Here is a 23,852-nt window from a genome sequence, read left to right as displayed (position 1 = left end):
AGTGAACTGGGTCGATGTGCTGGTGCTGCTGCTGGCCGTGCTGGCGGCGGTGTCCGGCGCATACCAGGGCGTGATCATCGCGCTGCCGTCGCTCGTCGGCGTCGTGCTCGGCGCGGTCGGCGGGATCCAGCTCGCGCCGGTGGTGGTCTCGTTCTTCGACGACCCCGTCTGGAAGGTCGCCTTCGCGGTGGCGACGGTGGTCTTCCTGGTCGCGTTCGGCGAGGCGATCGGCGTCTACGTTGGCCGCCGGCTCCGGCAGAAGATCAACCCGGACAAGCTCTCCGGCATCGACAAGACGCTCGGTGCGGTCGTCCAGGCCCTGGTCGTGTTCGTCGTGGCGTGGCTGATCGCGACGCCGCTGACGACCGTGTCCGGCGTGCCGTGGCTGCCCAAGGCGATCAACAGCTCGGTGGTGCTCGGCAAGGTCAACGACGCCATGCCCGAGGTCGCGCAGGGGTTCCCGAGCCAGCTGCGCAAGCTGCTCGACGCGTCCGGGTTCCCGTCCATCGTGGACCCGTTCCAGAAGGCGCCGACGGCGGACACCTCGCCGCCGGACCCGGCGCTCCAGCGCAGCGGGATCGTCCAGGAGCTGCACGGCAGCGTGGTGAAGATCCGCGGCAGCGCCAGCTCGTGCTCGCGGTCGCTGGAAGGCAGCGGGTTCGTGATCGCGCCGCAGCGGGTGCTGACGAACGCGCACGTCGTGGCCGGCACCGACACCGTCGGCATCGAGACGACCCAGGGCGACTACCCGGCCCGCGTCGTCTACTTCGACCCGGAGGTCGACATCGCGGTGCTCGCCGTGCCGCGTCTGAAGGCCGAGCCGCTCGAGTTCGCGCCGGAGACGGCACGGGCGGGCGACAGCGCGGTCGTGCTGGGCTACCCGCTCGACGGCCCGTACCGGGCGACGCCTGCTCGCGTGCGCGGCCGGATCAACCTGCGCGGCCCGGACATCTACGAGGCGAACACCGTGCAGCGGGACGTCTTCACGGTCCGCGCCGAGATCCGCAGCGGCAACTCCGGCGGCCCGATGGTGACCCCGGACGGAAAGGTCATCGGCGTCGTCTTCGGCGCGGCGGTGGAGGACCCGGAGACCGGCTTCACGCTGACGGCCGAGCAGGTGCGCGCCGAGGTGGACGCGGCGGCGTCGCAGACGACGAACGTGTCGACCGGCTCCTGCGCCGCTTAAGGCCGGGCCGAGTGGTCTGCCACGACATCCTGGTGACCAGGTCCTAACGCCCGAAGCGCAGCGCCAGGCCGTCGAGCAGGGCCCGCATGCCCAGCTCGAAAATGTCGTCCAGCACCAGGTCGTAGCCCGTCTCGGTCAGGTCGGCGAGCATCCTGGTGAACGTCGGGTGCCCGGCGGCCACCGCCGCCACCGCGGGGCCCTGGTGGTCCATCCAGTCTTCCTCGGTCAGCCCGGACGACGCCAGCGCGTTCTGTTCGCGCTCCAGGTGGACCGCCATCCCCTGGATGTGGCCGAAGAACAGGACGTGCAGGTTGCAGAGGGTCGCGGCGTCGACGCCCAGCTCGGACAGCGCGGAGAGGGCCCACTCGCCGTGCACGGCGAGGTTGCGCAGCGGCAGTGGCCGCGTGATCGGCCCGAGCTGCGCCAGCCACGGGTGGCGCCGGAAGAGCGACCAGAGGGTCCGGCCGCCGAGCGTCAGCCGTTCGCGCCAATCACCTGACGGCTTCGCCGGGTAGCCGCGCTCGCCGAACGCGGCGTCGGCCATGAGCAGCACCAGTTCGTCCTTGCCCCGCACGTACCGGTACGGCGCCATCGCCGCGACTCCGAGGCGCGCCGCGACCCCGCGCATCGACAACGCGCCGAGGCCCTCGGCGTCGGCGATGGCGATGGCGGTCCGCACGAGCTGCTCACGGCTCAGCCCACGCTGACCGCCACGGCGGTCCCGGCCGGCGACGACCGTGCCGGACCGCGGTTCGGCACGGACCAGCCCTTCCTGGCTCAGCAGGGTCAGCGCCTTCGCCGCGGTGGCCATCGCGACTCCGTGGTCGGTCGCGAGCCGCCGGGTCGAGGGGACCCGCGCCCCCGGTGGGAGCTCGCCGCGGGCGATCCGCGCACGCAGATCCTCGGCGATGGCCACGTACTTCAAGACTGCCTCCTGACCTAGTACAGACGACCAGCTGTGCTAGGACAGAAGTGGCCCTCGAGCTGGCATACCTCCATTGTGGTGCAAGCAAGCGTACAACTCTGGAGGAAACATGCGGAACGTCCTGATCTCCGGCGCCGGTGTCGCCGGCGGCACCCTGGCCTGGTTCCTGGCCCGCGAAGGCTGGACGGTGACCGTGGTGGACCGCGCGCCCGGCCCGCGCACCGGCGGGCAGGCGATCGACGTGCGCGGGGCCGCCCTCGACGTCGTCGACCGGATGGGCCTCGGCGAGCGGCTGCGGGCGGTGCGCACCCGGATGCGCGGGATGTCCATGGTGGACGGGGACGGCCACGAGCTGTTCCGGTCGGAGGAGCAGACCTTCAGCAGCGGACGGCTCGACAGCGCCGACATCGAGGTGCTGCGCGACGACGTCGTCACGATCCTGCACGAGGCGACCGACGTCGAATACGTCTTCGGCGACTCGATCACGGCCCTGACCGAAGAGGCGCACGGCGTGCGCGTCGAATTCGAGCACGGCGGCTTCCGGACGTTCGACCTGGTCGTCGGGGCGGACGGCTTGCACTCGGCCGTGCGGCGGCTCGCCTTCGGGCCGGAGGAGGACTTCACCCGCCACCTCGGGCAGTACCTGGCGATCTTCCCGACGGCCAACTTCCTGGGCCTCGAAGACTGGCAGGTCTGGTTCCGGCACGAGCACGTCGGCGGGGCGATCTACCCCGTCCGGGACAACACCGAGCTGCGCGTCACGCTCGGCTTCGGCTCGGAGCCGCTGCCCCGGATGGCCGTCGCGGAGCAGAAGCGGCTGATCGCCGAGCGGCTCGCCGGAGTCGGCTGGGAGGTGCCGAAGCTGCTGGAAGCGATGGCCGCCGCGGACGTCTTCTACTTCGACGCCATGGCCCAGATCCACCTGGACCGCTGGTCGGCGGGCCGGGTCGTGCTGGTCGGCGACGCCGGCTACTGCGCCTCGGCGCTGTCCGGCCAGGGGACGAGCCTGGCGCTGGTCGGCGCGTACGTCCTCGCGCAAGAACTCGGCCGGGCCGGGTACGAAGAGGCTTTCGCGGCCTATGAAACGCGGATGCGGCCCTTCGTCACCCTCAACCAGGCGCTGGCCACCGAGAACGCCGAAGGACCGGCGTCGGAGGAGTCGGTGGAACGGGCGAAGAACGCCATCAGCCTTGCTTGAGGAAGTCCGCCAGGGCCGCCGACGTGCGGTCCGGCGCCTCGAGGTGGGGGAAGTGCCCGACGTCCGGCCAGATCTCCGGCTCGGCGTGCGGGCCCGCCCAGCGCATCGACGACGTCGCCGTTTCGGGCAGGATGCAGGTGTCCTCGGCGCCGTGCAGCTGCAACGTCGGCGCCGCGATCCGGGCGCCGACGGCGTCGGTGAACCGGCGGCCTTCGCCGCGGAACTGGGCGCGGAACGCCCAGCGGTAGTACTCGAGCGCGCTGTGGGCGACCCCGGGCACGAGCATCGCCTGCCGGAACGCCTCGACGCTGCCGGTGAAGTCCGAAGTGGACCGCCAGCGACGGCCGGCCCAGCCGCCGAACAGGTCCTCGACGGCCTGCGCGTCGTCCTTCAGCAGCCACTTCTCCGGAGCCATCGGCACCTGGAAGCGGAAGAGGTGTCCGGCCGCGCGGCCTTGGTCGCGCCACGGGCGAGCCGCGCCCGAGCGCAGGGCGAGGGGATGGGCCGCGCCGACCGCCGTCACCGAGGACACCAGCCGCGGGTGCAGCGCCGCGACCGTCCAGGCGAGCATGCCGCCCCACGCGTGCCCGACGAGGTGCGCGCGCCGCGCCCCGAGCGACTTGATCAGGCCGCCGACGTCGCCGGCGAGCGTCCACGCGTCGTAGCCGCGGGGTGGCTTGTCCGAATCGCCGTAACCGCGCAGGTCGACGGCGACCGCGCGGAACCCCGCGTCGGCCAGCGCCCGCAGCTGGTGGTGCCAGGTCCACCAGAACTCGGCGAACCCGTGCAGCAGCACCACGACCGGTCCGTCACCGAGCTCGGCGACGTGCAGGCGGATGCCGTTCGCGGAGACGTCGCGGTGGACCCACGGGCCGTCGAGCCGGACGATCGACGGGTCGGGGGACGCGTGCAACGACGACTCAGTCGCGCGTGGTCAAGTCGGCTTCGGGCGCGCGCTGCGGCTTGAGCGCGGCGGCGGTCTCCTTGACGCTGGCGATGGTCCGCTCGGGTGCCTTGAACTTCTTCACCTTGCGGTAGCCGAGGAAGCCGACCCCGAGCGCGACCGCGACCATCACGAAGAACACGATGCCGAAGGCGATCCAGCGGTAGCGCACCCACTCGGCCAGGCCTTCGGCGGCGAAGAAGAACAGGAAGAACGTGCTGTACAGGAAGACCGTCAGCGCGATCAGGAAGTAGACGGCCCCCTTGAGGCCCTTCTTCACCTCGCCGACCAGCTCGGACTTCGCCAGCTCCATCTCCGCCCTGACCAGGGTGGAGATGTGCTGGGTCGCGTCGCCGACCAGGCGGCCGATCGACTGGTCGCCGGGGACGTCGGTGGCGGAGGACAGCGGGAGGTAAGGCACGGCCCCCACGCCGTCGGGGCCGGTGCGTTCGTGCTTGGGGCTGCTCACCGGGTCATCGTGCCATGTGTCCGTTATCGAGGCGCGGCGGCGTCACTGAGTGTCGGCGATCAATTCATCCGGGCGTGCGCCCGGCTCCGCCGCAGGAGCAAGGCGGCCGCGAGCAGGGACGCTGCGGCCGACGCGATCAGCACCGCGGCCTTCGCCAGTTCACTGGTGCCCTCCGGCAGCGACAGCTCTGCGATCAGCAGGCTCACGGTGAACCCGACGCCGCCGAGCACGGACAACGCGACCATGTCCCGCCAGCCCGTCCCGCGCGGCTTCTCCGCCGCGCCCAGCTTCACGGCGAGCACGCTCGCCCCGAGGATCCCGACGACCTTGCCGCCGAGCAGCCCGGCCAGGACCGCGAGCGGCAACGCCGTCGTGAAGACCGCGCCGAGCGCGTCGCCGTTGACCGAGATGCCGGCCGCGAACAGCGCGAACACGGGCACGGCGACGGCCGCCGACCACGGCTGGAGCCGGTGCTCCAGCCGCAGGGCAGGCGCCTCCTCCTCGCCGTCGTCGGCGCGGACCCGGGTGAGCAGGCCCAGTGCGACGCCCGCGATCGTCGCGTGGATGCCCGCCGAGTGCACCGCGACCCAGGTGACCAGCGCGAGCGGCACGTACAGCCAGGCCGTCCGGACCCGTCGGTGCTGCAGGTACGCGTACAGCGCGAGTGCCACGACGGCGACCGCCACCGCGACCAGGTCGAAGCCCGTCGTGAACAGCACGGCGATGACGATGATCGCGCCGAGGTCGTCCACCACGGCCAGCGAAAGCAGGAAGATCCGCGCACTCGACGGCAGGTTCGACGCCGTCAGCGCCAGCACGCCGAGGGCGAACGCGATGTCCGTGGCGACCGGGATCGCCCAGGCCCGCTCGATCCCCGGCGTTCCCCAGCCGACGCCGAGGGCGACGAGCGCGGGCACGACCATGCCGCCGATCGCGGCCACGACCGGCAGCACCGCCTGCTTGAAGCGGGACAGCTCGCCGACGACGAGCTCGCGCTTGAGCTCAAGCCCGGCGACGAAGAAGAACAGGGCGAGGAGCCCGTCCTTCGCCCAGTCGCCGATCGTCAGGTTCAGGTGCAGGAACCCGGGACCGAGCCGGAAGTCGCGCAGGGCGTGGTAGCTGTCCCGCAGCGGCGAATTGGCCCAGATCAGCGCCACCGCGGTCGCGCCGAGCAGGATGAGGCCGCCGGTGGTTTCGGTGCGGAGGTAGCGGGCGAACTCGGTCAACGGGCGGGACACGGGCGGCTCCAGGGGTCGCTGATCACTGTTGCCGACCAGGCTTCCCGGCGCACCTGGACGTCAGTTTACCGGCTCTTTGTCACGGATTGTCATGACCGCTGTCACACGTTGTACCGGTGGTGGGTCACGCGGTGGGCTCATAGCATGCCAATCGACGACGAAGTCCCTAGACGAAGGAAGACGACAGTGGTGAGCACCCCCACCGAGGTCCAGCAGGACACGAGGTTCTTCGGGCACCCACGAGGACTGGCGAACCTCTTCGGCGTGGAGATGTGGGAGCGGTTCTCCTACTACGGGATGCTCGGCATCCTCCCCATCTACCTCTACTACCGGATCGACCAGGGTGGGCTGGGCCTGCCGCAGGAGTCCGCGCTCGGCATCGTCGGCGCGTACGGCGGCCTGGTGTACCTCTCCGCCGTCGTCGGGGCGTGGGTGGCCGACCGGCTGCTCGGCTCGGAACGGACGTTGTTCTACAGCGCCGTCCTGATCATGATCGGCCACATCAGCCTGGCGCTGCTGCCGGGAATGACCGGCATCGGCGTCGGTCTCGTGTGCGTCGCGCTCGGCAGTGGCGGGCTGAAGTCGAACGCGACCGCGATCGTCGGCACGCTCTACGCCGAAGACGACGAGCGGCGCGACGCCGGCTTCACGATCTTCTACATGGGCGTCAACCTGGGTGCCTTCGTCGGTCCGCTGCTGACCGGGCTCGCCCAGACCGCGGTCGGCTTCCACCTCGGCTTCGGCCTCGCCGCGATCGGCATGGCCTTCGGCCTGATCCAGTACACCCTGGGCCGTAAGAACCTCGGCGAGAAGGCCAAGGAGGTGCCGAACCCGCTGCCGGCGTCGCGGCGGCTGACGGCCATCGGGGCCGCCGTCGTGCTGGTCGCCGCGATCGTGGCCCTGGTCCTGACCGGGGTCGTCAACCCGGGCAACCTCGCCGACGTCGTGGTGTGGGTGGTCGCCGGGATCTCGGTGATCTACTTCCTCGTCATCCTGACCAGCAGCAAGATCACCGGCGTCGAGCGCAGCCGCGTGTTCTCGTTCATCCCGATGTTCATCGCCAGCGCGGCGTTCTTCTCGCTGTACCAGCAGCAGTTCACCGTCGTCAGCGCCTACACCGACCAGCGGCTGAACCGGGACCTGTTCGGCTGGCAGATGCCGGTGTCCTGGGTCAACTCGGTCAACCCGGTGTTCATCATCGTGTTCGCGCCCCTGCTGGCGGCGCTGTGGACCAAGCTGGGCGAGCGCCAGCCGTCGACGCCGATGAAGTTCGTGCTGGGCACCGTGCTGATGGGCGTCGCGTTCCTGCTGTTCCTGCCGATGGTGGGCAGCGGCAAGAACGCCAGTCCGTTGCCGGCGATGGTCGGCATCCTGTTCGTCTTCACCATCGCGGAGCTGTGCCTCTCGCCGGTCGGGCTTTCGCTGTCGACGAAGCTCGCGCCCGCGGCGTTCCGGACGCAGATGGTGGCGCTGAACTTCCTGTCGATCTCGCTGGGCACGGCCATGTCCGGCAAGCTGGCCGAGTACTACTCGGTCGACGACGAGGCGCCGTACTTCGGCACGGTCGGCGGGATCGCCATCGGTATCGGGCTGCTGCTGTTCCTGGGCATTCCCTTCATCCGCAAGCTGATGAAGGGCGTTCACTAGCCCACGGTGACGCCGAAAATCACCCCGACGAAGTAGGTCACGACCATGGTGAGGGCGCCGACGCCGACGTTGCGGACGATCGCGCGCCCCACGTTCGCGTCGCCGAGCCTCGCGCTGATCCACCCGGTCAGCGTGAGGCCGACGACGACCGCGGCGGCGCACGCCCACACCCGCAGGGAGACGCCGGCCCAGGCGATGGAGAGGATCGGCAGCAGCGCGCCGACCGAGAACGCGACCAGCGAGGCCCACGCGGCCTGCCACGGGCTGGTCAGGTTGTCCGGATCGATGCCGAGTTCGGCCTCCGCGTGCGCGTGCAGGGCGTCCTTTTCGGTCAGTTCGCGGGCCACCTGGCTCGCCAGCTCGGGCGAGAGGCCCTTGCCCTCGTAGATCTCGGCGAGCTCGCGCTCCTCGGCCTCCGGCATCGTCTTGAGTTCCTGTTTTTCGAGCCGGAGCAAGGCCTGTTCGGTGTCACGCTGGGTGCTCACGGAGACGTATTCCCCGCCGGCCATGGAAAAGGCACCGGCGACGAGCCCGGCGATTCCGGCGGTCATGATCGTCGTGCTTTCCGTGGTCGCCCCGGCGACGCCGACGACGATGCCGGCGACGGACACGATCCCGTCGTTCGCCCCGAGCACCCCGGCCCGCAGCCAGTTCAGCTTCCCGCCGACGCCCTGGTGCGGTTCGTGGGTGTGTTCCACGGCAGTTTCGGTCACGGGACAAGTGAAACACGAACGGGGAATCGTGGCGAGCCGCGCATTCCCGGTCAGGTCGCCCTAATTAACGAATGCCTTGCCTAAGCCGGTCCTGTGTGGACTCTCAGCGTTGCTGGGTCATCATGGGCGGCATGGACGAGCAAGTGTGGCAGCCGCTGGTCACGGTCGAGGGCCTGCCGCTCCACGGCGGCGAAGGCCGGTTCCGGCTGCTGGAGACGGCCGAGAGCGGCCTGGCGTACCTGATCCACTACCCGGCGGGCGTGGCGTCGCCGACCCACGCCCACGACCACGACAGCATCGTCTACGTCCTGTCGGGCAAGCTGCGGGGCGTGGTGGACGGCGTGGAGGCCGTCCTCGAGCCGGGGGACTCGGTGCTGCACCCGCGCGGGGTGATCCACCAGGTGGAGGCGCTGACGGACTCGATGTGGGTCGAGTTCAAGTCGCCTCTGCCGGGTCGCCCACCGATCGCCTGAGCGCCCCAATGTGGCCTTCGGTGCGTTCAACGCACCGAAGGCCACCTTGGGTGCGTTGAACGCACCCAATGTGGCCTTGGGGCGCTTGGGGCCTCCGGGAAAGCGGAAACGCCCGGCCCCGCCAACGCGGACCCGGGCGCTTCCTGGGATGAAGCTCAGCCTTCGGAGAAGCTCAGGCGTCCAGCTCGGCGAGGGCCTGCTTGGCCTTCTCGAGCTCGGCCTCCAGCGCGGCGACCTTCGCGGCCTGCGCCTCGCGAGCCTGGTTGATCACCTCGTCGATCGGGCCCGACAGGTCGGAGTGCAGCTCCTTCGCCGCGCGCGAAACCGCGGCGGCGGGGATCTCCAGGCCCTTCGCGACCCACTTGCTGCCGTTCTTGAGCTCGGCCTGCCACTCGCCGTCGGCGGTGCCGGTGACGGTCAGGATCAGCTCGACCGTGCGGGTCTTCTTCGCCGTCGACGCCGTCGCCGCGCCCTTCGGGCGGCCGCGCTTCGGCTTGGGGGCCTCTTCCTCGGCGGGCGTGGGTTCGCCCTCCGAAGAGGAGGGGGACGCGGACTCGGTGACGGCCGCCTCGTCGGTGGCAACAGCGGGGGCCGCCGTCGGGGCCTCGGCCGTTTCCTCGTCGTGCGTCAGGACATCCACGGTCATCGTCGTGTCGTCTCCTTGCCCGGGAAGTGGGTGTGGTTCGCGGCACAGTGTAGAACATGCGTTCGAAGTGCGCCGCTCGGGGGGTTCATGAAAGAACCCTCCCAGCGCGAAGCCGGAAGGGCTCTGACAGCGAGAACGCTAGCTCACTCCTCGGACTTGCCCGACTTCAGGCCCGACGAGATGAGGTCCATGACCGACGAGTCGGCCAGCGTGGTGACGTCGCCGACCTGCCGGTTCTCCGCGACGTCCCGCAGCAGGCGGCGCATGATCTTGCCCGAGCGCGTCTTCGGCAGCTCCGGCACGACCATGATCTGCCGTGGCTTCGCGATCGGCCCGATCTCCTTCGCGACGTGGTTGCGCAGCGCCTGGATGGCCTCTTCGCCCCCGTCGACCGCGTTGCCGCGCAGGATGACGAACGCGACGATGCCCTGGCCGGTCGTCGGGTCGGTCGCGCCGACGACCGCGGCCTCGGCCACCGTCGGGTGCGAAACCAGCGCCGACTCGACCTCGGTCGTCGAGATGCGGTGCCCGGACACGTTCATGACGTCGTCGACGCGGCCCAGCAGCCAGACGTCACCGTCCTTGTCGTACTTCGCGCCGTCGCCGGCGAAGTAGAAGCCCTGGTCCTTGAACCGCGACCAGTAGGTGTCCTTGAAGCGCTCTTCGTCGCCCCAGACGCCCCGCAGCATCGACGGCCACGGCTTGTCGAGCACCAGGTACCCGCCGCCGCCCGGGCCGACCTCGTTGCCCTGGTCGTCGACGACCTTCGCGGAAATCCCGGGCAGCGCCTTCTGCGCCGAACCCGGCTTCGCCGCGGTGACACCCGGCAGCGGCGAGATCATGATCGCGCCGGTCTCGGTCTGCCACCACGTGTCGACGACGGGCGCCCGGCCCGCGCCGATGTTCTCGCGGTACCAGATCCACGCCTCGGGGTTGATCGGCTCGCCGACCGAACCCAGCACCCGCAGCGACGACAGGTCGTACTTCTCGGGGATTTCCGCGCCCCACTTCATGAAGGTGCGGATCAACGTCGGCGCGGTGTAGTAGATGGAGACCTTGTACTTCTGGATGATCTCCCAGTGCCGCCCCTCGTGCGGGGTGTTCGGCGTGCCTTCGTAGACGACCTGCGTGACGCGGTTCGCGAGCGGGCCGTAGACGATGTAGCTGTGGCCGGTGATCCAGCCGATGTCGGCGGTGCACCAGTAGACGTCCTCGCCGGGCTTGTGGTCGAAGACGTTGTGGTGGGTGTACGCCGTCTGCGTCAGGTAGCCGCCGGTGGTGTGCAGGATGCCCTTCGGCTTCCCGGTCGTGCCGGACGTGTAGAGGATGAACAGCGGGTGCTCGCTGTCGAACGCCTCGGGAGTGTGCTCTTCGGACTGTCCGTCGACGAGCTCGTGCCACCAGACGTCGCGGCCGTCGGTCCACGGCACCTCGCCCTCGAGCTTGTCGCCCGTGCGCTTGACGACGATGACCTTCTCGACGGTTTCGGCGCCTTCGAGCGCTTCGTCGACATTGGCCTTCATCGGCGCGGCCTTGCCGCGGCGGAACTGGCCGTCGGAGGTGATGACGACCTTCGCGGCGGCGTCGTCGACGCGGGCCCGCAGGGCCGTCGGCGAGAAGCCGCCGAAGACGACGTTGTGCAGCACGCCGATCCGCGCGCACGCGAGCATCGCGAAGATGGCCTCGGGCACCATCTGCAGCTGGATCGCCACGACATCGCCGGCAGTGACGCCCAGCGACGCGAGTGCGTTGGCAGCCTTGGAAACCTCGGTCTTCAGCTCGGCGTAGGTGATGTCCCGGGTGTCACCCGGCTCGCCGACCCAGTGGATCGCGACCTGGTCACCGTGGCCGGATTCGACGTGCCGGTCGACGCAGTTGTAGGTGACGTTCAGCTTGCCGCCGACGAACCACTTCGCGAACGGCGCATTGGTCCAGTCCAGTATCGTGGTCCACTTCGTGTCCCACGTGAGCCGATCGGCCTGCTTCGCCCAGAACGCTTCGCGATCGGCGTCCGCCTCGGCGTAGAGGTCGGCCTTCGCGTTGGCCTGAGCAGCGAAATCTTCGCTGGGCGGGAAGGTGCGGCTCTCGGTGAGCAGGTTGTCCAGGGCTGGGGACTGCTCGGTCATGGTTGCAAGGCCTCCTGTAGTGCGCCGAAACGACGGCTAGCGGCACGCTAGCGACGTTAGTCCGCCTTGTAAAAGGTTGCACCCACGTAGGCCTGCCGGTTCACCGAGCCAGGGGAGCGCTGGTGACTAAGCGTTCGTTCAGCCGGGCCTTCGCCGCGGGCCATTCCGGCGCCACCATCGAGTAGGTGACGGTGTCGCGCGACGAACCGTCCGGCCGGATCCGGTGCGCGCGCAGCACGCCTTCGCGAAGCGCGCCAAGCCGCTCGATGGCTCGTTGCGAGCGGAGGTTGCGGATGTCGGTCTCCCAGGAGACTCGTTGCGCGTCAAGGGTTTCGAACGCGTGGGTGAGCAGGAGCAGCTTGGACTCCGTGTTCAGTCCGGTGCGCTGCCGGTCCGCGCCGATCCAGGTGTGCCCGATCGAGAGGATCCGGTGCTTCTCGACGACCTGGTAGTACGACGTCGTCCCGGCGACGCGGCCGGAGGCGACGTCGATCTGCGCGAAGGGGCGGCGGTCGGGATCGGCGAGCGCCTGCTCGACCATCCGCTCCGCGGCGGGAAGATCCCCCGGCTGACGGATGCTCAGCCACGTCCAGATACCCGGGTCGGCGCCGGCCTCGAGCAGGCCCTTGGCGTGCTCGGGCGTCAGGGGTTCCAGGCGGACGTGCTCGCCGGAAAGGGTCGGTTGCGTGGTCCAGTCGCTCACGCGATCACCGTAGGCCGGTCAGTGGCTACTCAGCAGGGCCAATTTCTGATCATTTTCAGAGGCCACTTCCGAGTTGCCTATGCTCGGCGGACCACGACGAAGGGCGGGCTCGATGGCCGAAGAGCGGGAAGAGCTGAGCTGGGAGCTGTTCGGCACGGCGAGCCGTGAACTGGCTCACACCATCGCCGAAGACGGCTTCGCGCCGGACCTCGTCCTCTCGATCGCGCGCGGCGGCCTCTTCGTGGCCGGCGCGCTCGGCTACGCGCTCGACGTGAAGAACCTGCACGTGATGAACGTCGAGTTCTACACCGGCATCGACCAGCGCCTCGACCTGCCGGTGATGCTGCCGCCGGTGCCCAACGTCGTCGACCTCACGAGCAAGAAGGTGCTGATCGCCGACGACGTCGCCGACACCGGCGCCACCCTCAAGCTGGTCCGCGACTTCTGCCTCGACCACGTCGCCGAGGTGCGCTCGGCCGTCGTCTACGAGAAGCCGCACTCGACGGTGAAGTGCGAGTACGTCTGGCGGCGCACCGACCGCTGGATCAACTTCCCGTGGTCGGTCCTGCCGCCCGTGGTCTCCCGCGAAGGCCAGGTGCTCGATGCCTGATCCGCTGAAGCCCCTGCTCGACCTCGACGGCGTCGCGGCGGCGGCGAAGTCCGCCCAGGACGCCGTCTTCGCGGTGCACCGCCTCCCGGCGAACCTCCGCGGCGGCGCGGCGACCGCGGCCGAGGCGTCGGTGCGGGCCGCCCGCGCGTCCGCCGGCATCGAGGGAGCGAACCCCGAGCTGCCCGCCGACGGCGCGGTCGACGACCCCGTCCTCGCCGGCGCGTTGCGCGTCGCGGAGACGCTGGAATCGCTGTTGCCGACGTGGCGCCGCGCGCCGATGCAGGCCCTCGCCCGGCTGCACGTCCTGGCCGCGGCGGACCTCGTCGACGACCCGGATGCCTTGGGGCGACCGCATTCCGGTGGTGGCCGGCTCGAGCTGCTGGCCCAGCTGGTGACCGGGGCGACGTCGGTGCCCGGCCCGGTACTGACGGCCGTGGTGCACGGGGAACTGCTGGCGCTCAAGCCGTTCGGCAGCGCGGACGGCGTCGTTGCGCGCGCGGCCGCCCGGCTGACGATGGTCGCGACGGGCCTCGACCCGAAGGCGCTGACCGTGCCGGAGGTCGCGTTCTTCCGCCGCGTGCCGCGCTATCTCGAAGCCGCGGACGGTTTTGCGCACGGGACACCCGAAGGCGTACGCGCGTGGCTGCTCTTCTGCTGCGAAGCGTTCGAATCGGGTGCTCGCGAAGCGAAGAGCATTTCCGACGCGGCTTCCTAACGGAGGACGGCGTCCAGCAGCCCGGGGAACCGCGCTTGGAGGTCGTCGCGGCGTAGCTCGACCCAGCGGCGCCGTCCGTCGACGAACGTCGTCGTCAGCCCGGCTTCGCGCAGCACGCGCCAGTGGTGCGACAGCGTCGCGGCCGTGATGTCGACGTCGTACTCCTCGAGCGAGCAGCTTCGCGGCTCGGTCACCTTCGCCAGTTCGCGGAGGACCTCCAGGCGCACGGGGTCGGCGAGCGCCTGCAGCACGGTGACGATTTCGATCGACTCGCGCGCCGGCTGCGGCAGTGTCCTGGCCACCCGTCCCTCCATACTTGGATCGTTTGACAACAATCGAAGTATAGCCCCATCATGGCCGCATGACGATTCGACGATCATCTAATGATCGACCGGGGGGCCTGCTCGTCCTCGCGGTGGGCACGTTCACCGTCGGCACCGACGGGTTCGTGCTCAACGGCCTGCTGCCGGTCATCGCCGCCGACCTGCACGTGACGGAGTCCGTCGCGGGTCAGCTCACCACCGTCTTCGCCCTGACGTACGCGATCGCGTCGCCGCTCATCGCCGCGTTCACCGGCGGCTGGGACCGCCGGTGGCTGCTGGCCGGCGGCATGGCGCTGTTCACCGCCGGCATGGCCGGGCAGGCGCTCGGCACGACGTTCGCGGTGGTCGCCGCCGCGCGGCTGCTCGCCGCGATCGGCGCGGCCGCCTTCCAGTCCAACGCCTACGTGCTCGCCGGGGCGCTTTCGTCCGAAGCACGCCGTGGCCGCGCGCTCGCGACCGTCGCGGCCGGGATGAGCGTTTCGATGGTGCTGGGTGTCCCGATCGGCGTGCTGGCCGGGAACTGGCTCGGCTGGCGCGCGGTGATGTGGGGGATCGGGGTGATCGCCGTGCTCGTCGCGCTGCTGATCCCGCTGATCCCCGAGGTCCGCGTGCCCGCCGCGGGCCTGCGGGCCCGGCTGGCGGTGGTCGGGCGGCCGCCGATCGCCCGCGTGCTGCTGGTGACGGTCCTCGGCACGCTCGCCGGGTTCACCGTGTTCGTCTACCTGCCGGTGCTGGTCGCGCCGGTCGCGAGCGGTGCGGTGCTGTCGTGGGTGCTCGTCGGGTCCGGCATCGGCCAGGTGGCGGGCACGACGTTCACCGGCCGCGCCACCGACCGGTTCGGGCCGGCCCGGGTACTGGCGCTCTCGCTGGCGGGCACCGCGGTCGTGCTCACCGTCCTGGACTTCGCCGTGCTGTCGCTGCCCGGCGCGCTGCTGCTCGCCTTCTTCTCCGGGGTCTTCGTCGGGATGCTGATGGTGCCGCAGCAGCACCGGCTGTTCACGCTCGCGCCGGACGCCCCGACTGTCGCACTGGGACTGAACGGCTCGGCGATCTACGTCGGCGGCGCACTCGGTTCCGCGGTGGGCGGAGTGGTCCTCGCCACCGCCGGGCCCTCGTGGGTGGGGCCGGCCGGCGCGCTCGCCGCCGTCGCGGCGCTCGGCGTCGCGATCAGGAGAGCTTCGCCGACCACTTCTCTTCGATCCGCCCGATCCGCCACACCGCCAGCGCGATGACCCACGTCAGCACGAACAACCCGACGATCCCGAAGCCGACGTAGTCCAGGTTCACCGAAGCGATCGCGGCCAGCGGGCCCGACGTGATGGCCAGCTTCTCGGCGAGGATCGACACCAGCTCGATGGTCCCGATGAGCAGCGCCACCGCGACCGACAGCGCGGTCACCGTGATGTTGTAGAAGATCTTGCGCACCGGCTTCGCGAACGCCCAGCCGTAGGCGAAGTTCATGAAGCAGCCGTCCACGGTGTCGAACAGGGTCATGCCGGCGGCGAACAGGATCGGCAGCACGAGGATCGCGTACCACGGCAGCGCGAACGTCGCGGCGCCCGCGGCGAGCACGAGCAGGCCGATCTCGGTCGCGGTGTCGAAACCCAGCCCGAACAGCAGCCCGACCGGGTAGATGTGCCACGGCTTGCGCACGGCCTTCGTCGCGCCGCGCAGCAGCCGGTTCAGCACGCCGCGGTTGTCCAGGTGGCGTTCGAGCGCGGCTTCGTCGAAGTCGCCGCGGCGCATCCGCCGGAACACGCGCAGGATCCCGACGAGCACGACGAGGTTCAGGATCGCGATCACGTACAGGAACACCCCGGACACCGACGTCCCGATCAGGCCGGTGGCTTCGTGCAACGGCGACGAACCGTCCTGGACCTGCCCGGCCAGCGCGCGGACGCCGAGGGAGAGCAGCAGGCACAGCACGAAGACGATCGTCGAGTGCCCGAGTGAGAACCAGAACCCGACCGACAGCGGCCGCCGCCCGTCCGCCATCAGCTTGCGGGTGGTGTTGTCGATCGCGGCGATGTGGTCGGCGTCGAACGCGTGCCGCATGCCCAGCGTGAAGGCGGTGACGCCGAGCCCGATCCCGAACACGCCGGACGTGCCCAGCGCGTAGTGCTGCGGCGCCACGAACGCGGCCAGCACGACCCAGCCCACGACGTTCAGCAGCAGGATGAACCCGGCCATCCCGCCGATCGACACCCACTCGCGACGCGAAAGCCCGCGCCGCGAGTCCTCGGCCGTGTCTGCGCCCGCCATCGCCCACCCGCCTTTCCTCTCATCTGAGAGGTTAGGCAGGTGAACAGATGAAGGGCAATCCTGTCCGATCCCTTCTCGCCCCCAGGGCCGGGGGTCCGCCACCCGGAACCCCCGAAAACCGGGGGTCAGCTCGCACGCACCCGCAGGGTGTCCAGTGCCTTGCGCACGTGCCCGCCCGACGTGTGCAGCGCCTTCGCCGCGCTCTTGACCTCTTCCCCGGAGAGCAGGTGCACCAGCGCCACCTTGAGGTCGCCCCCGGCCTCGGTGAGCGCGTCCGAGCAGTCCGCCATCGTCATGCCGGTGGCTTCCTGCAGGATCCGGATGGTCCGGCCGCGCAGCTTCGCGTTGGTGGCCCGCATGCTGACCATCAGGTTGGAGTAGGTCCGGCCCAGCTTGATCATCGTCGCTGTGGAGAACGACGTGAGGATCATCTTCTGCGCCGTGCCCGCCTTCATCCGGGTCGAGCCGGCAATTGCCTCCGGGCCGGTGTCGACGGCGATGAGCACGTCCACCCCGGCCGGCTTCGCGGCCTTGGCGTTGCCCGAGACCAGCCCGGTCCGGGCGCCCTGGCGCGAGGCCGCGGCCAGCGCACCCAGCACGTACGGCGTCCTGCCCGACGCCGTCAGCCCGAGCACGAAGTCGCCGGGCTGCACCATCGCGGCCATCTCGGCGGCCCCCGCCGCGGAGTCGTCCTCCGCGTTTTCGACGGCCTGGCGCAACGCGCGCTCGCCGCCGGCGTGGTGCGCGATGAACCAGTCGCCCGGCACGTTGAACGTCGGCACCAGCTCGGCCGCGTCCAGGGTGGCCAGCCGCCCGGACGTGCCCGCGCCGACGTAGTGCACCCGGCCACCGGCCCGCAGGGCGTCCACGGCGTAGTCCACCGCGTGCGCCATCTGGGGCAGCACCGCGGCGACGGCACCGGGGACCGTACGGTCCTCGGCGTTGATCGCGCCCAGGATCCCCGCGGTGGACATCAGGTCGATGTCCTTGGTGCGGGGATTGCGGGTCTCGGTCGGCGAATCGACGTGCACCGCCTGCAGGGGGACGGTCATCATGCGCCTCACTTTTTCTCCGGGCATTACTTGCCGGTTTCCCGCGGACGGCGACGACCGTCCGGCCTGACCCCCAAGCGGTGCGATCCGACTGCGTCCCTCGTCGCGTCCAGTGCGTTGACCGACGCGTCCATGTGCCGCTGCGCGACCCCGATGAACAGGCAGTCGATGACGGTGAGCTGAGCGATCCGGCTTGCCGTGGCACCCGAACGGAACGTGGTTTCCCGCGCTGCCGTCGTCAAAACGTGGTCGGAGACCTCGGTGATCGGGGAGCGCGGGAAGTTCGTCACGGCGATGGTGTTCGCGCCGTGCTCACGCGCCACACGCAGCGCCTCGACGGTGTCGGTGGTGGCACCGGTGTGCGAGACGCCGATCGCGACGTCACCGGGACTGAGCACCGCGGCCGAGGTGAGCATGATGTGCGTGTCCGACCACGCGAAGCACACGCGGCCGATGCGGTGCAGCTTCTGCTGCAGGTCGGCGGCGACGAACGCGCTGGCGCCCACGCCGTAGACGTCCACCCGGCCGGCGTTGGCGACGACCTCGATCACGCGCTGCAGCGTGGCGACGTCGAGCTGGTCGGCGGTCTCCTCGACGGCCCGCGCGTCGGCGAAGCTGACCTTGCCGATCACGGCGGCCAGGTCGTCCTCCGGGCCGATTTCGCCGCCGAGGTTGCGCGAGCTGCGCGCCTCGGTGCGGGCGGTGTCCGCGGCCAGCGCGATGCGCAGCTGCGGGTACCCGCCGACGCCGACGGCCTTGCAGAACCGCGTCACCGTGGTCTCGCTCGTGTTGGCGGCCAGGGCCACCTCGGTGATGCTGCGCCGCGCCACGTGCGCGGGATCTTCCAGCACCACCTTGGCCACGCGCTGTTCGGCGCGGGCCAGTCCGGGGAGCAGAGACCGGATCCGCACCAGCGGGCTGGAGTCGGCGTCCCGCACGGCCGTCTGGACCGATACGGGCTCGGACGGTGCCGAGTCGGCTACGGATTCGGTATCACTCACCGTCGGAAAGTTACTAACCGTTGGCATTTGCGACAAGGCTACCCACACCCTTCGGTACGATCGCAACCCGTCCGTGTCTGCGGATCTAGATTTGCGATTAATCGTTGACCAGAAAGTCGCCAACAGGGTCGACCTTGTTAACGAGCTCAAGCTAACGACTTGGCAACTTAGTGTCGCGGTGCAAGCGGCAAGGGGACGGTAAACTTCGGCTTGTCGTCGACAACCGGCGATGGATCCGTCACCGAGAGCTCAACTGCCAACCCTCTGCGACGAAAATCGAGGGGTTCCGTTCACCGTCGAGGAGTGATCGGCCGCTCTCGGTGACTTTCACACCGTCCACGGAAACTCCTCGGCCCGTGTAACTCGGGTCGGTGCTGTAACGCCAGCGGAGGCTCACCGACGCGCCTTGTGGCAGCGTGCCCACCACCTTCCACCAGGCACGGTGCCCGTGTCCGGAGAGCGACGTCGTGGTTCCGGAGGGTGCCCCCGGTCCGGAAACAGCCACGGTGACCGGTTGCCAGTTCACGCCGTCGGTGCTGGCCTGCAGCTGAAGTGGATCAGTACTGCCCTCGGTGTCCACGAAGGCAGAGAACGAGACGTGCGCTTGATCACTTTGCGTGGTAAATGCCCGGGTACTGAGCGTGGCGACGCCGGCGTTACCCAGCGTGCTCGTCCAGGCGTCCTTTCCGACGGCCGGCCGCACGGCCATGGCCCTCGCCAGCGACGTCGCCCACACCTGACGGGCGGTGTTGATCGAGCCCCAGGTCCGGGCCGGGTGCACCCGGTTGGTCAGCAAGATCGCGAAGGACCGGGACTCCGGGTCGATGACCAGCGTCGTTCCGGTGAAACCGGTGTGCCCGGCGGTGACCGGTGACGCCAGCGCACCCATGTACCAGGGCTGGTCGAGCTCGAAGCCGAGGCCGTGGGCGTCGTCCGGGAACTGCTGGTTGTAGTTCGTCAGCATCTGGCGGACGGTCTCCTGGCCGAGGATCCGGTGCCCGCGGTAACCGCCGCCGTTGAGGATCGTCTGCGCGAGGGTGGCCATGTCGCTCGCGGTGCTGAACACGCCGGCGTGGCCGGCCACGCCGCCGAGCGACCACGCGTTCTCGTCGTGCACGCTGCCGCGCACCATCCCGCGCGGCGGGTTCGCCTCGAACTCCGTCGCGGCGATCCGGGCCAGCTTCGCCGCGGGCAGGTTGTAGCCGGTGTCGGCCATGCCCAGCGGCGCGGTGATCCGGTCGTGGACGACCTTGTCGAGGGACTGCCCCGTCAGCTTCTCGACGATGAAGCCGAGCGTCAGCAGGTTGATGTCCGAGTAGAGGTACGTCGTCCCCGGCTTGTTCTTCAGCGGGCTGTCGAGCACGGCCTGCCGGCGCGACGGGATGTCCGGGTAGCCCGCCCAGAGCGACGGGATCGGGTCGGCGTCGAACCCGGAGGTGTGCGTGAGCAGCATCTTGACCGTGATGGCGGCCTTGTCGCCGGTGGCGAACTCCGGGAAGAACCGGCTCACCGGGGTGTCGATGGTGAACTGCCCGCGTTCGACCAGCTGGAGCACGGCGATCGAGGTGAACAGCTTCGAGATCGACGCCATGTCGAAGATGGTGTCGGCGCGCATCGGGACCTGCTGGTCCGCGGGCAGCTCGGTGCCCTTGGCGTCGGCGTAGCGCAGCGCGCCACCGACCGCGTACCGGTCGACGACCACGCCGTCGTGCGCCAGGAGGCCGACCGCCCCGGAGAAGTGCGGGTGCCCGGTGACGGCGTCCGGCTGCGTCCAGCCCGCCAGGAAGTCCTCCGCCGCCTTGATCGGGGCCGGGTCGAGGCCGACGTCACCCGGGCGGCCGTCGCGCAGCGTCGTCCACGGCGGGGCGAACCCGTGCTGCGGCCGGTCGAAGCGGCCGGCCGCCGGATCGTGGCTGGTGATGGCGCTGGCTCCCGAGTCCGACACGGTCAACGTGGTCAGCGCGACCAGCACTCCGGTGGCCGCGACGAGAACCTTCCTAGCACGCATGAGTCTCCCCCTCAGCGATAGAGCAGGTAGTGGCGGCGTCTCCGGTCGAACTCGGCCAGCTCGGCCCGCCAGGCGCCGGTGACCTCGTCGACACCCGCGCCGGCGTCGACCATGGTCCGGAGCCGGTCGGACCCGGAGAGCTTGTCGATGTAGTTGTCCAGGCGCCAGGCGAAGACGTCCGGGTGCAGGGACTTCGCCGTGACGAGCATGGCGACCGCGGTCCGGATCGCGTCGAAGGCCCGCGGGTCGGCGACGCTCAGCTGCACGCCGCCGCACGTCTGGTTGACGAACTTGCTGAACGTGGGCACGAAGTAGGTCTCGCGGAACCGGGCCCCGGGCAGCGCGAGGTCCTCGAGCTTCTCTCGCCAGCGCCAGTCGAGGCCGGGCGCGCCGATGATCTCGAACGGCCGGGTCGTCCCGCGGCCTTCGGAGAACACCGTTCCTTCGAACATCCCGGTGCCCGGGTAGACGAGTGCCGTGTCCGGCGTCGGCATGTTCGGGCTCGGCAGCACCCAGTTCAGCCCGGTTCGCGCGAAGAGCGTGTCGCGCTGCCAGCCGCGCAGCCGGACGACGTCGAGATGCTCGAGCTTCACCCCCTCGCCGGGCAGGAACTCCTCGGCGAAGAAGCGCGCGAGCTCGCCGGCGGTCATGCCGTGTTGCTGCGCGATCGGCTTCCGCCCGATCCCGGAGGCGAACTTCGGGTCGAGCACCGGCCCGGCCGCCCGGCCGCCGAGCGGGTTCGGCCGGTCGAGCACGACGAGGGCCGCGTTCACCTTCGCGGCGGCGACCATCGCGGTGTAGAGCGACCAGATGTAGGTGTAGAAGCGCGCGCCGACGTCGGCGATGTCGAACACGACCGTGTCGACGCCCGCCTTGGTGAACAGCGAGGCGAGCTTCGTCGCGTCGACGCCGTACGCGTCGTACACCGGCACGCCGGTGCGAGGGTCGGTGTAGTCGCCCTCGGACCCACCGGCCTGCGCGCTGCCGCGGAAGCCGTGTTCGGGCCCGAAGGCCGCCACCGGTTTCACGCCGGCGGCGACCATCGAGTCGACGATGTGGTCACCGTTCAGCAGGACGCCGGTCGGGTTCGACAGCACGCCCAGCTTGCGGCCCTTGAAGGCGCGCCAGCCCTGCGCGGCCAGCTGCTCCGCGCCGGTGAGGACGCGCCCACGCCCCTGTTCGGCCTGTTCGGGCTCGGCTCCCGCGACGGCCGAACCGCCCGCCAGGACCGGGACGGCGAGCGCGCTCGCGCCGAGGAAGTGGCGCCGGTTGAGCGTCACCAGGTCAGCCCGTGGCCGAACGGGTACTTCACGGTCTGCACGTCGGCTCCCGCCGGGATGTCGACCGGCAGCTTCCCGACCGGCTTCGTCTCGCCGAGGATCACCTTGGCCAGCGCCTCGAGGGTCGGCGTGATGTAGCCGTAGGTGGCCAGCCAGGTCCGCACGGTCGTCGGGTAACCGGCGTCGTACGGAATCTGCGCGGCGACCGCGACGACCGGCTTCCCGGTGGCCTGGAGGGCGTCGAGCAGCTTGGTCTGCCGGGGGTAGGTGGCGATGTTGTTGGTCAGCACGACGACCAGGTCGGCGTTCGCGGCGTTCGCGACGGCCTGCGTGATCTGGGCGTCCGTCGGGACCTGACCGGTTTGGTAGGCCGTCGCGGCGGTGCCGTGCGCCGTCAGCTTCTGCGCGAGCGTCGCCGTCGTGGAGACGCCCCAGCCGGTGACGAGCGCCGTCGCGGGCTGCTGTTTCAGGGGCAGGAGACCGGCGTCGTTGGCGATGGCCGTGATGCCGCGGTCGGCGATGTCCTGGGCGGTCCGGAGGCTCGGCGGGATGCCGACGGTCTTCATCACCCGGCCGGTGTCGACGAACGGCGAGAACAGGATGCCGTGCTGGAACTTCAGCTTCAGCACGCGCAGCACGCTCTGGTCGATCCGCCACATCGGGATGTCACCGGACCTGACGGCGGTGAGCACCGAGTTGATCGCGACGTCGAGGTGCACGGGCATCAGCAGCTGGTCGACGCCCGCCTTCAGCGCGAGCACCGGGATCTCGGCGTCGCTGTGCAGCTTGCGCACGCCTTCCATCTCGAGGGAGTCGGTGATGACGACGCCGTTGTAGTGCAGCTCGTCGCGCAGCCTGCCGGTGATGATCGGCTTCGACAGCGTCGCGGGTTCGAGCGACGGGTCGAGGCTGGGGAACTGGATGTGCGCGCTCATGATCGAGGCGACGCCGGTCGCGATCGCGGCCTTGAACGGCGGCACGTCGGTGGCCCGCCACTGCGCCTCGGTGCTGTCGACCCGCGGCAGCCCGGTGTGGCTGTCGGTCGGCGCGGCGCCGTGCCCGGGGAAGTGCTTGGCGGTCGCCGCGACCGTCTTCGACGGGAGGCCCGAGTTCTGGAAGCCTTTGACCTCGGCCCTGACGAAGTCGCCGGCCAGGCCCGGCTGCCCGGAGAAGGACCGGACGCCGATGACCGGGTTGACGGGGTTGGAGTTGACGTCCGAGTCGGGCGCGAAGTCCTGGTTGATGCCGACGGCCCGCAGCTCACGGGCGAGGATCGTCGCGGCCTGCGTCGCGCGGTTCGTGTCCCGCCCGGCGGAGATGGCCATGGCGTTCGGGAACTCGGTGGCCGGCGCGCCCATCCGCGTGACGGTGCCGCCCTCCTGGTCGGCGGCGATCTGCAGCGGGATGTGCGCTCCGCTCGTGACCGCGGCCCGTTGGAGGCCGTTGGACAGCTTCGCGACCTGCACGGGATTGTCGAAGTTGTCGCGCGTGGCGTTGTCGAAGTAGATGACCCCGCCCAGGTGGTACTTCTCGATCACCTGCGCCGGGGTGTCGACCCCGAAGTCCGCCTGGTTCTTCGGGTGGACCTCGTCGGCCGTCTTGCCGTTCACCCAGGTGACGAACAGCTGCCCGACCTTCTGCTCGAGCGTCAGCCCGCGCAGCGCCAGTGCCGCCGCGGCCTCCGCCTGCGCGTCGGCGCTCACCCGCGGTGCACTCGCCGCGGTCGCGACACCCACACCGGTGAGCGCGAGCAGCCCCGCGACGGGCAGGGCGAGCGCATGGAACCTCCGATTTCGGGTCGTCACGACCAGCCTCCCAGAAAGTTGCGGGCGCCGGTCGGGACGTCAGAAGTCCACTCGGAGGCGCCAATATCGGGAAGCTACTCACCGAATCCGGCGATGTCCATCGACCGACCGCACGAACGGTCCAGTCGTACCCGGATCGGTAGGAAATTCGCCGTTCGCAAGGTGCAAGCAGGTCCGAACGGCCGCCGACCCCGCCCCCAACCACGCGAGTCCCGGCCCCAGTCACGCGAGTTCCGGCCCGGCTCACGTGGGATGCGCCGCCAGTCACGTGTGATGCCCCCGCATAAGACGAGGCGGCGCCCGTGGCCGAGGGCCACGGGCGCCGCCTGCAAGCGCGTACTTCTCGGGCGACCAAGCGTGCAACTCTGGTCGTACCTACATGGACTCGGCGTGTGGCGTCCCACTACGCAGTCCCTAGACGACGAGCCTCCCGCGGCGCGCTGCGCGTGGGTACCCGGAGTCCGCGCACGGAGGTTTGCCGGGGTGGAACAGGCTTCTCTTCTACCTGTTCCCTGGCCGACCGAACGTC

22 protein-coding genes are annotated in these 23,852 nt (G+C 70.1%); 7 read left to right on the top strand and 15 right to left on the bottom strand.

Features of this window, described 5'->3' with window-relative positions:
- The first annotated feature begins 1 nt into the window (after position 1).
- On the top strand, positions 2 to 1,186 hold the full coding sequence (locus AB0F15_RS10945; protein WP_360268534.1) for a MarP family serine protease: 1,185 nt from the start codon (positions 2 to 4) through the stop codon (positions 1,184 to 1,186).
- Positions 1,187 to 1,229: 43 nt separating this feature from the next.
- Here the strand turns inward: AB0F15_RS10945 and AB0F15_RS10940 are convergent, their stop codons facing one another.
- A complete protein-coding gene (locus AB0F15_RS10940) occupies positions 1,230 to 2,111 on the bottom strand; it encodes a GntR family transcriptional regulator (protein ID WP_360268531.1) in 882 nt (293 codons plus the stop codon).
- 109 nt (positions 2,112 to 2,220) lie between these two features.
- Between AB0F15_RS10940 and AB0F15_RS10935 the strand changes: the two genes are divergently transcribed.
- Complete coding sequence (locus tag AB0F15_RS10935; RefSeq protein ID WP_360268528.1) at positions 2,221 to 3,309, top strand: FAD-dependent monooxygenase; 1,089 nt, start codon at positions 2,221 to 2,223, stop codon at positions 3,307 to 3,309.
- Here AB0F15_RS10935 and AB0F15_RS10930 read toward each other — a convergent pair.
- The 3 genes from AB0F15_RS10930 to nhaA are packed head-to-tail and all read right to left on the bottom strand — an operon-like array spanning position 3,296 to position 5,959.
- Entirely contained in the window at positions 3,296 to 4,222 is a 927-nt protein-coding gene (locus AB0F15_RS10930) for an alpha/beta hydrolase (RefSeq protein ID WP_360268526.1), read from the bottom strand. The two genes, AB0F15_RS10935 and AB0F15_RS10930, sit on opposite strands and share 14 nt — an antisense overlap.
- 7 nt (positions 4,223 to 4,229) lie before the next feature.
- Positions 4,230 to 4,721 carry a phage holin family protein gene (locus tag AB0F15_RS10925; RefSeq protein ID WP_360268523.1) on the bottom strand — a complete coding sequence of 164 codons (492 nt, stop codon included), beginning with the start codon at positions 4,719 to 4,721 and terminating at the stop codon, positions 4,230 to 4,232.
- Between the two features lie 59 nt (positions 4,722 to 4,780).
- Positions 4,781 to 5,959, bottom strand: a complete 1,179-nt coding sequence (nhaA, locus tag AB0F15_RS10920; RefSeq protein WP_360268520.1) for a Na+/H+ antiporter NhaA — start codon at positions 5,957 to 5,959, stop codon at positions 4,781 to 4,783.
- Between the two features lie 189 nt (positions 5,960 to 6,148).
- Here nhaA and AB0F15_RS10915 point away from each other — a divergent pair, with 189 nt between their 5' ends.
- Positions 6,149 to 7,606 carry a peptide MFS transporter gene (locus AB0F15_RS10915; RefSeq protein ID WP_360268517.1) on the top strand — a complete coding sequence of 486 codons (1,458 nt, stop codon included), beginning with the start codon at positions 6,149 to 6,151 and terminating at the stop codon, positions 7,604 to 7,606.
- Here AB0F15_RS10915 and AB0F15_RS10910 read toward each other — a convergent pair.
- Complete coding sequence (locus tag AB0F15_RS10910) at positions 7,603 to 8,319, bottom strand: VIT family protein (RefSeq protein WP_360268514.1); 717 nt, start codon at positions 8,317 to 8,319, stop codon at positions 7,603 to 7,605. The two genes, AB0F15_RS10915 and AB0F15_RS10910, sit on opposite strands and share 4 nt — an antisense overlap.
- A gap of 131 nt (positions 8,320 to 8,450) precedes the next feature.
- Between AB0F15_RS10910 and AB0F15_RS10905 the strand changes: the two genes are divergently transcribed.
- Positions 8,451 to 8,792, top strand: coding sequence for a cupin domain-containing protein (locus AB0F15_RS10905; protein WP_360268511.1), 342 nt, complete (start codon positions 8,451 to 8,453; stop codon positions 8,790 to 8,792).
- A gap of 172 nt (positions 8,793 to 8,964) precedes the next feature.
- Here the strand turns inward: AB0F15_RS10905 and AB0F15_RS10900 are convergent, their stop codons facing one another.
- The 3 genes from AB0F15_RS10900 to AB0F15_RS10890 all read right to left on the bottom strand — a co-directional run bounded on the left by AB0F15_RS10900 (position 8,965) and on the right by AB0F15_RS10890 (position 12,267).
- Positions 8,965 to 9,438, bottom strand: coding sequence for a DUF6319 family protein (locus tag AB0F15_RS10900; protein WP_360268508.1), 474 nt, complete (start codon positions 9,436 to 9,438; stop codon positions 8,965 to 8,967).
- Positions 9,439 to 9,581: 143 nt separating this feature from the next.
- Positions 9,582 to 11,564: an acetate--CoA ligase gene (acs, locus tag AB0F15_RS10895; protein ID WP_360268505.1), complete on the bottom strand. Its 1,983-nt coding sequence runs from the start codon at positions 11,562 to 11,564 to the stop codon at positions 9,582 to 9,584.
- A 100-nt stretch (positions 11,565 to 11,664) separates the two neighbouring features.
- Positions 11,665 to 12,267: a GNAT family protein gene (locus tag AB0F15_RS10890; protein WP_360268502.1), complete on the bottom strand. Its 603-nt coding sequence runs from the start codon at positions 12,265 to 12,267 to the stop codon at positions 11,665 to 11,667.
- A gap of 112 nt (positions 12,268 to 12,379) precedes the next feature.
- On the opposite strand from AB0F15_RS10890, the gene AB0F15_RS10885 reads away from it, so the two are divergent.
- Together AB0F15_RS10885 and AB0F15_RS10880 are read left to right on the top strand one after the other, a co-directional pair.
- Complete coding sequence (locus AB0F15_RS10885; RefSeq protein WP_360268499.1) at positions 12,380 to 12,877, top strand: phosphoribosyltransferase; 498 nt, start codon at positions 12,380 to 12,382, stop codon at positions 12,875 to 12,877.
- Positions 12,870 to 13,592 carry an oxidoreductase gene (locus AB0F15_RS10880; RefSeq protein WP_360268496.1) on the top strand — a complete coding sequence of 241 codons (723 nt, stop codon included), beginning with the start codon at positions 12,870 to 12,872 and terminating at the stop codon, positions 13,590 to 13,592. Before AB0F15_RS10885 ends, AB0F15_RS10880 begins: the two co-directional genes overlap by 8 nt.
- Here AB0F15_RS10880 and AB0F15_RS10875 read toward each other — a convergent pair.
- A complete protein-coding gene (locus AB0F15_RS10875) occupies positions 13,589 to 13,894 on the bottom strand; it encodes a helix-turn-helix domain-containing protein (protein ID WP_360268493.1) in 306 nt (101 codons plus the stop codon). The two genes, AB0F15_RS10880 and AB0F15_RS10875, sit on opposite strands and share 4 nt — an antisense overlap.
- A gap of 59 nt (positions 13,895 to 13,953) precedes the next feature.
- Between AB0F15_RS10875 and AB0F15_RS10870 the strand changes: the two genes are divergently transcribed.
- Entirely contained in the window at positions 13,954 to 15,147 is a 1,194-nt protein-coding gene (locus AB0F15_RS10870; protein ID WP_360268490.1) for an MFS transporter, read from the top strand.
- Here the strand turns inward: AB0F15_RS10870 and AB0F15_RS10865 are convergent.
- The 6 genes from AB0F15_RS10865 to AB0F15_RS10840 all read right to left on the bottom strand — a co-directional run bounded on the left by AB0F15_RS10865 (position 15,083) and on the right by AB0F15_RS10840 (position 23,272).
- Entirely contained in the window at positions 15,083 to 16,177 is a 1,095-nt protein-coding gene (locus AB0F15_RS10865) for a HoxN/HupN/NixA family nickel/cobalt transporter (RefSeq protein ID WP_360268487.1), read from the bottom strand. The two genes, AB0F15_RS10870 and AB0F15_RS10865, sit on opposite strands and share 65 nt — an antisense overlap.
- 125 nt (positions 16,178 to 16,302) lie before the next feature.
- Complete coding sequence (locus AB0F15_RS10860) at positions 16,303 to 17,232, bottom strand: N-acetylmuramic acid 6-phosphate etherase (RefSeq protein ID WP_360268485.1); 930 nt, start codon at positions 17,230 to 17,232, stop codon at positions 16,303 to 16,305.
- A 23-nt stretch (positions 17,233 to 17,255) separates the two neighbouring features.
- Entirely contained in the window at positions 17,256 to 18,257 is a 1,002-nt protein-coding gene (locus tag AB0F15_RS10855) for a MurR/RpiR family transcriptional regulator (RefSeq protein WP_360268482.1), read from the bottom strand.
- Positions 18,258 to 18,468: 211 nt separating this feature from the next.
- Positions 18,469 to 20,238 carry a serine hydrolase gene (locus tag AB0F15_RS10850; RefSeq protein ID WP_360268479.1) on the bottom strand — a complete coding sequence of 590 codons (1,770 nt, stop codon included), beginning with the start codon at positions 20,236 to 20,238 and terminating at the stop codon, positions 18,469 to 18,471.
- Positions 20,239 to 20,249: 11 nt separating this feature from the next.
- Positions 20,250 to 21,518 (bottom strand): DUF1343 domain-containing protein, encoded by a 1,269-nt coding sequence (locus AB0F15_RS10845; protein WP_360268476.1) that lies wholly within the window; start codon positions 21,516 to 21,518, stop codon positions 20,250 to 20,252.
- Positions 21,515 to 23,272, bottom strand: coding sequence for a glycoside hydrolase family 3 protein (locus tag AB0F15_RS10840; protein ID WP_360268621.1), 1,758 nt, complete (start codon positions 23,270 to 23,272; stop codon positions 21,515 to 21,517). The genes AB0F15_RS10845 and AB0F15_RS10840 overlap by 4 nt, the downstream gene beginning before the upstream one ends.
- Positions 23,273 to 23,852: the final 580 nt, after the last annotated feature.

The organism is Amycolatopsis sp. NPDC026612 (assembly GCF_040638285.1).
Lineage (GTDB): Bacteria > Actinomycetota > Actinomycetes > Mycobacteriales > Pseudonocardiaceae > Amycolatopsis.
Note: the sequence above shows the minus strand (reverse complement) of the source record. Positions and strands in the feature narration are given on the sequence as shown.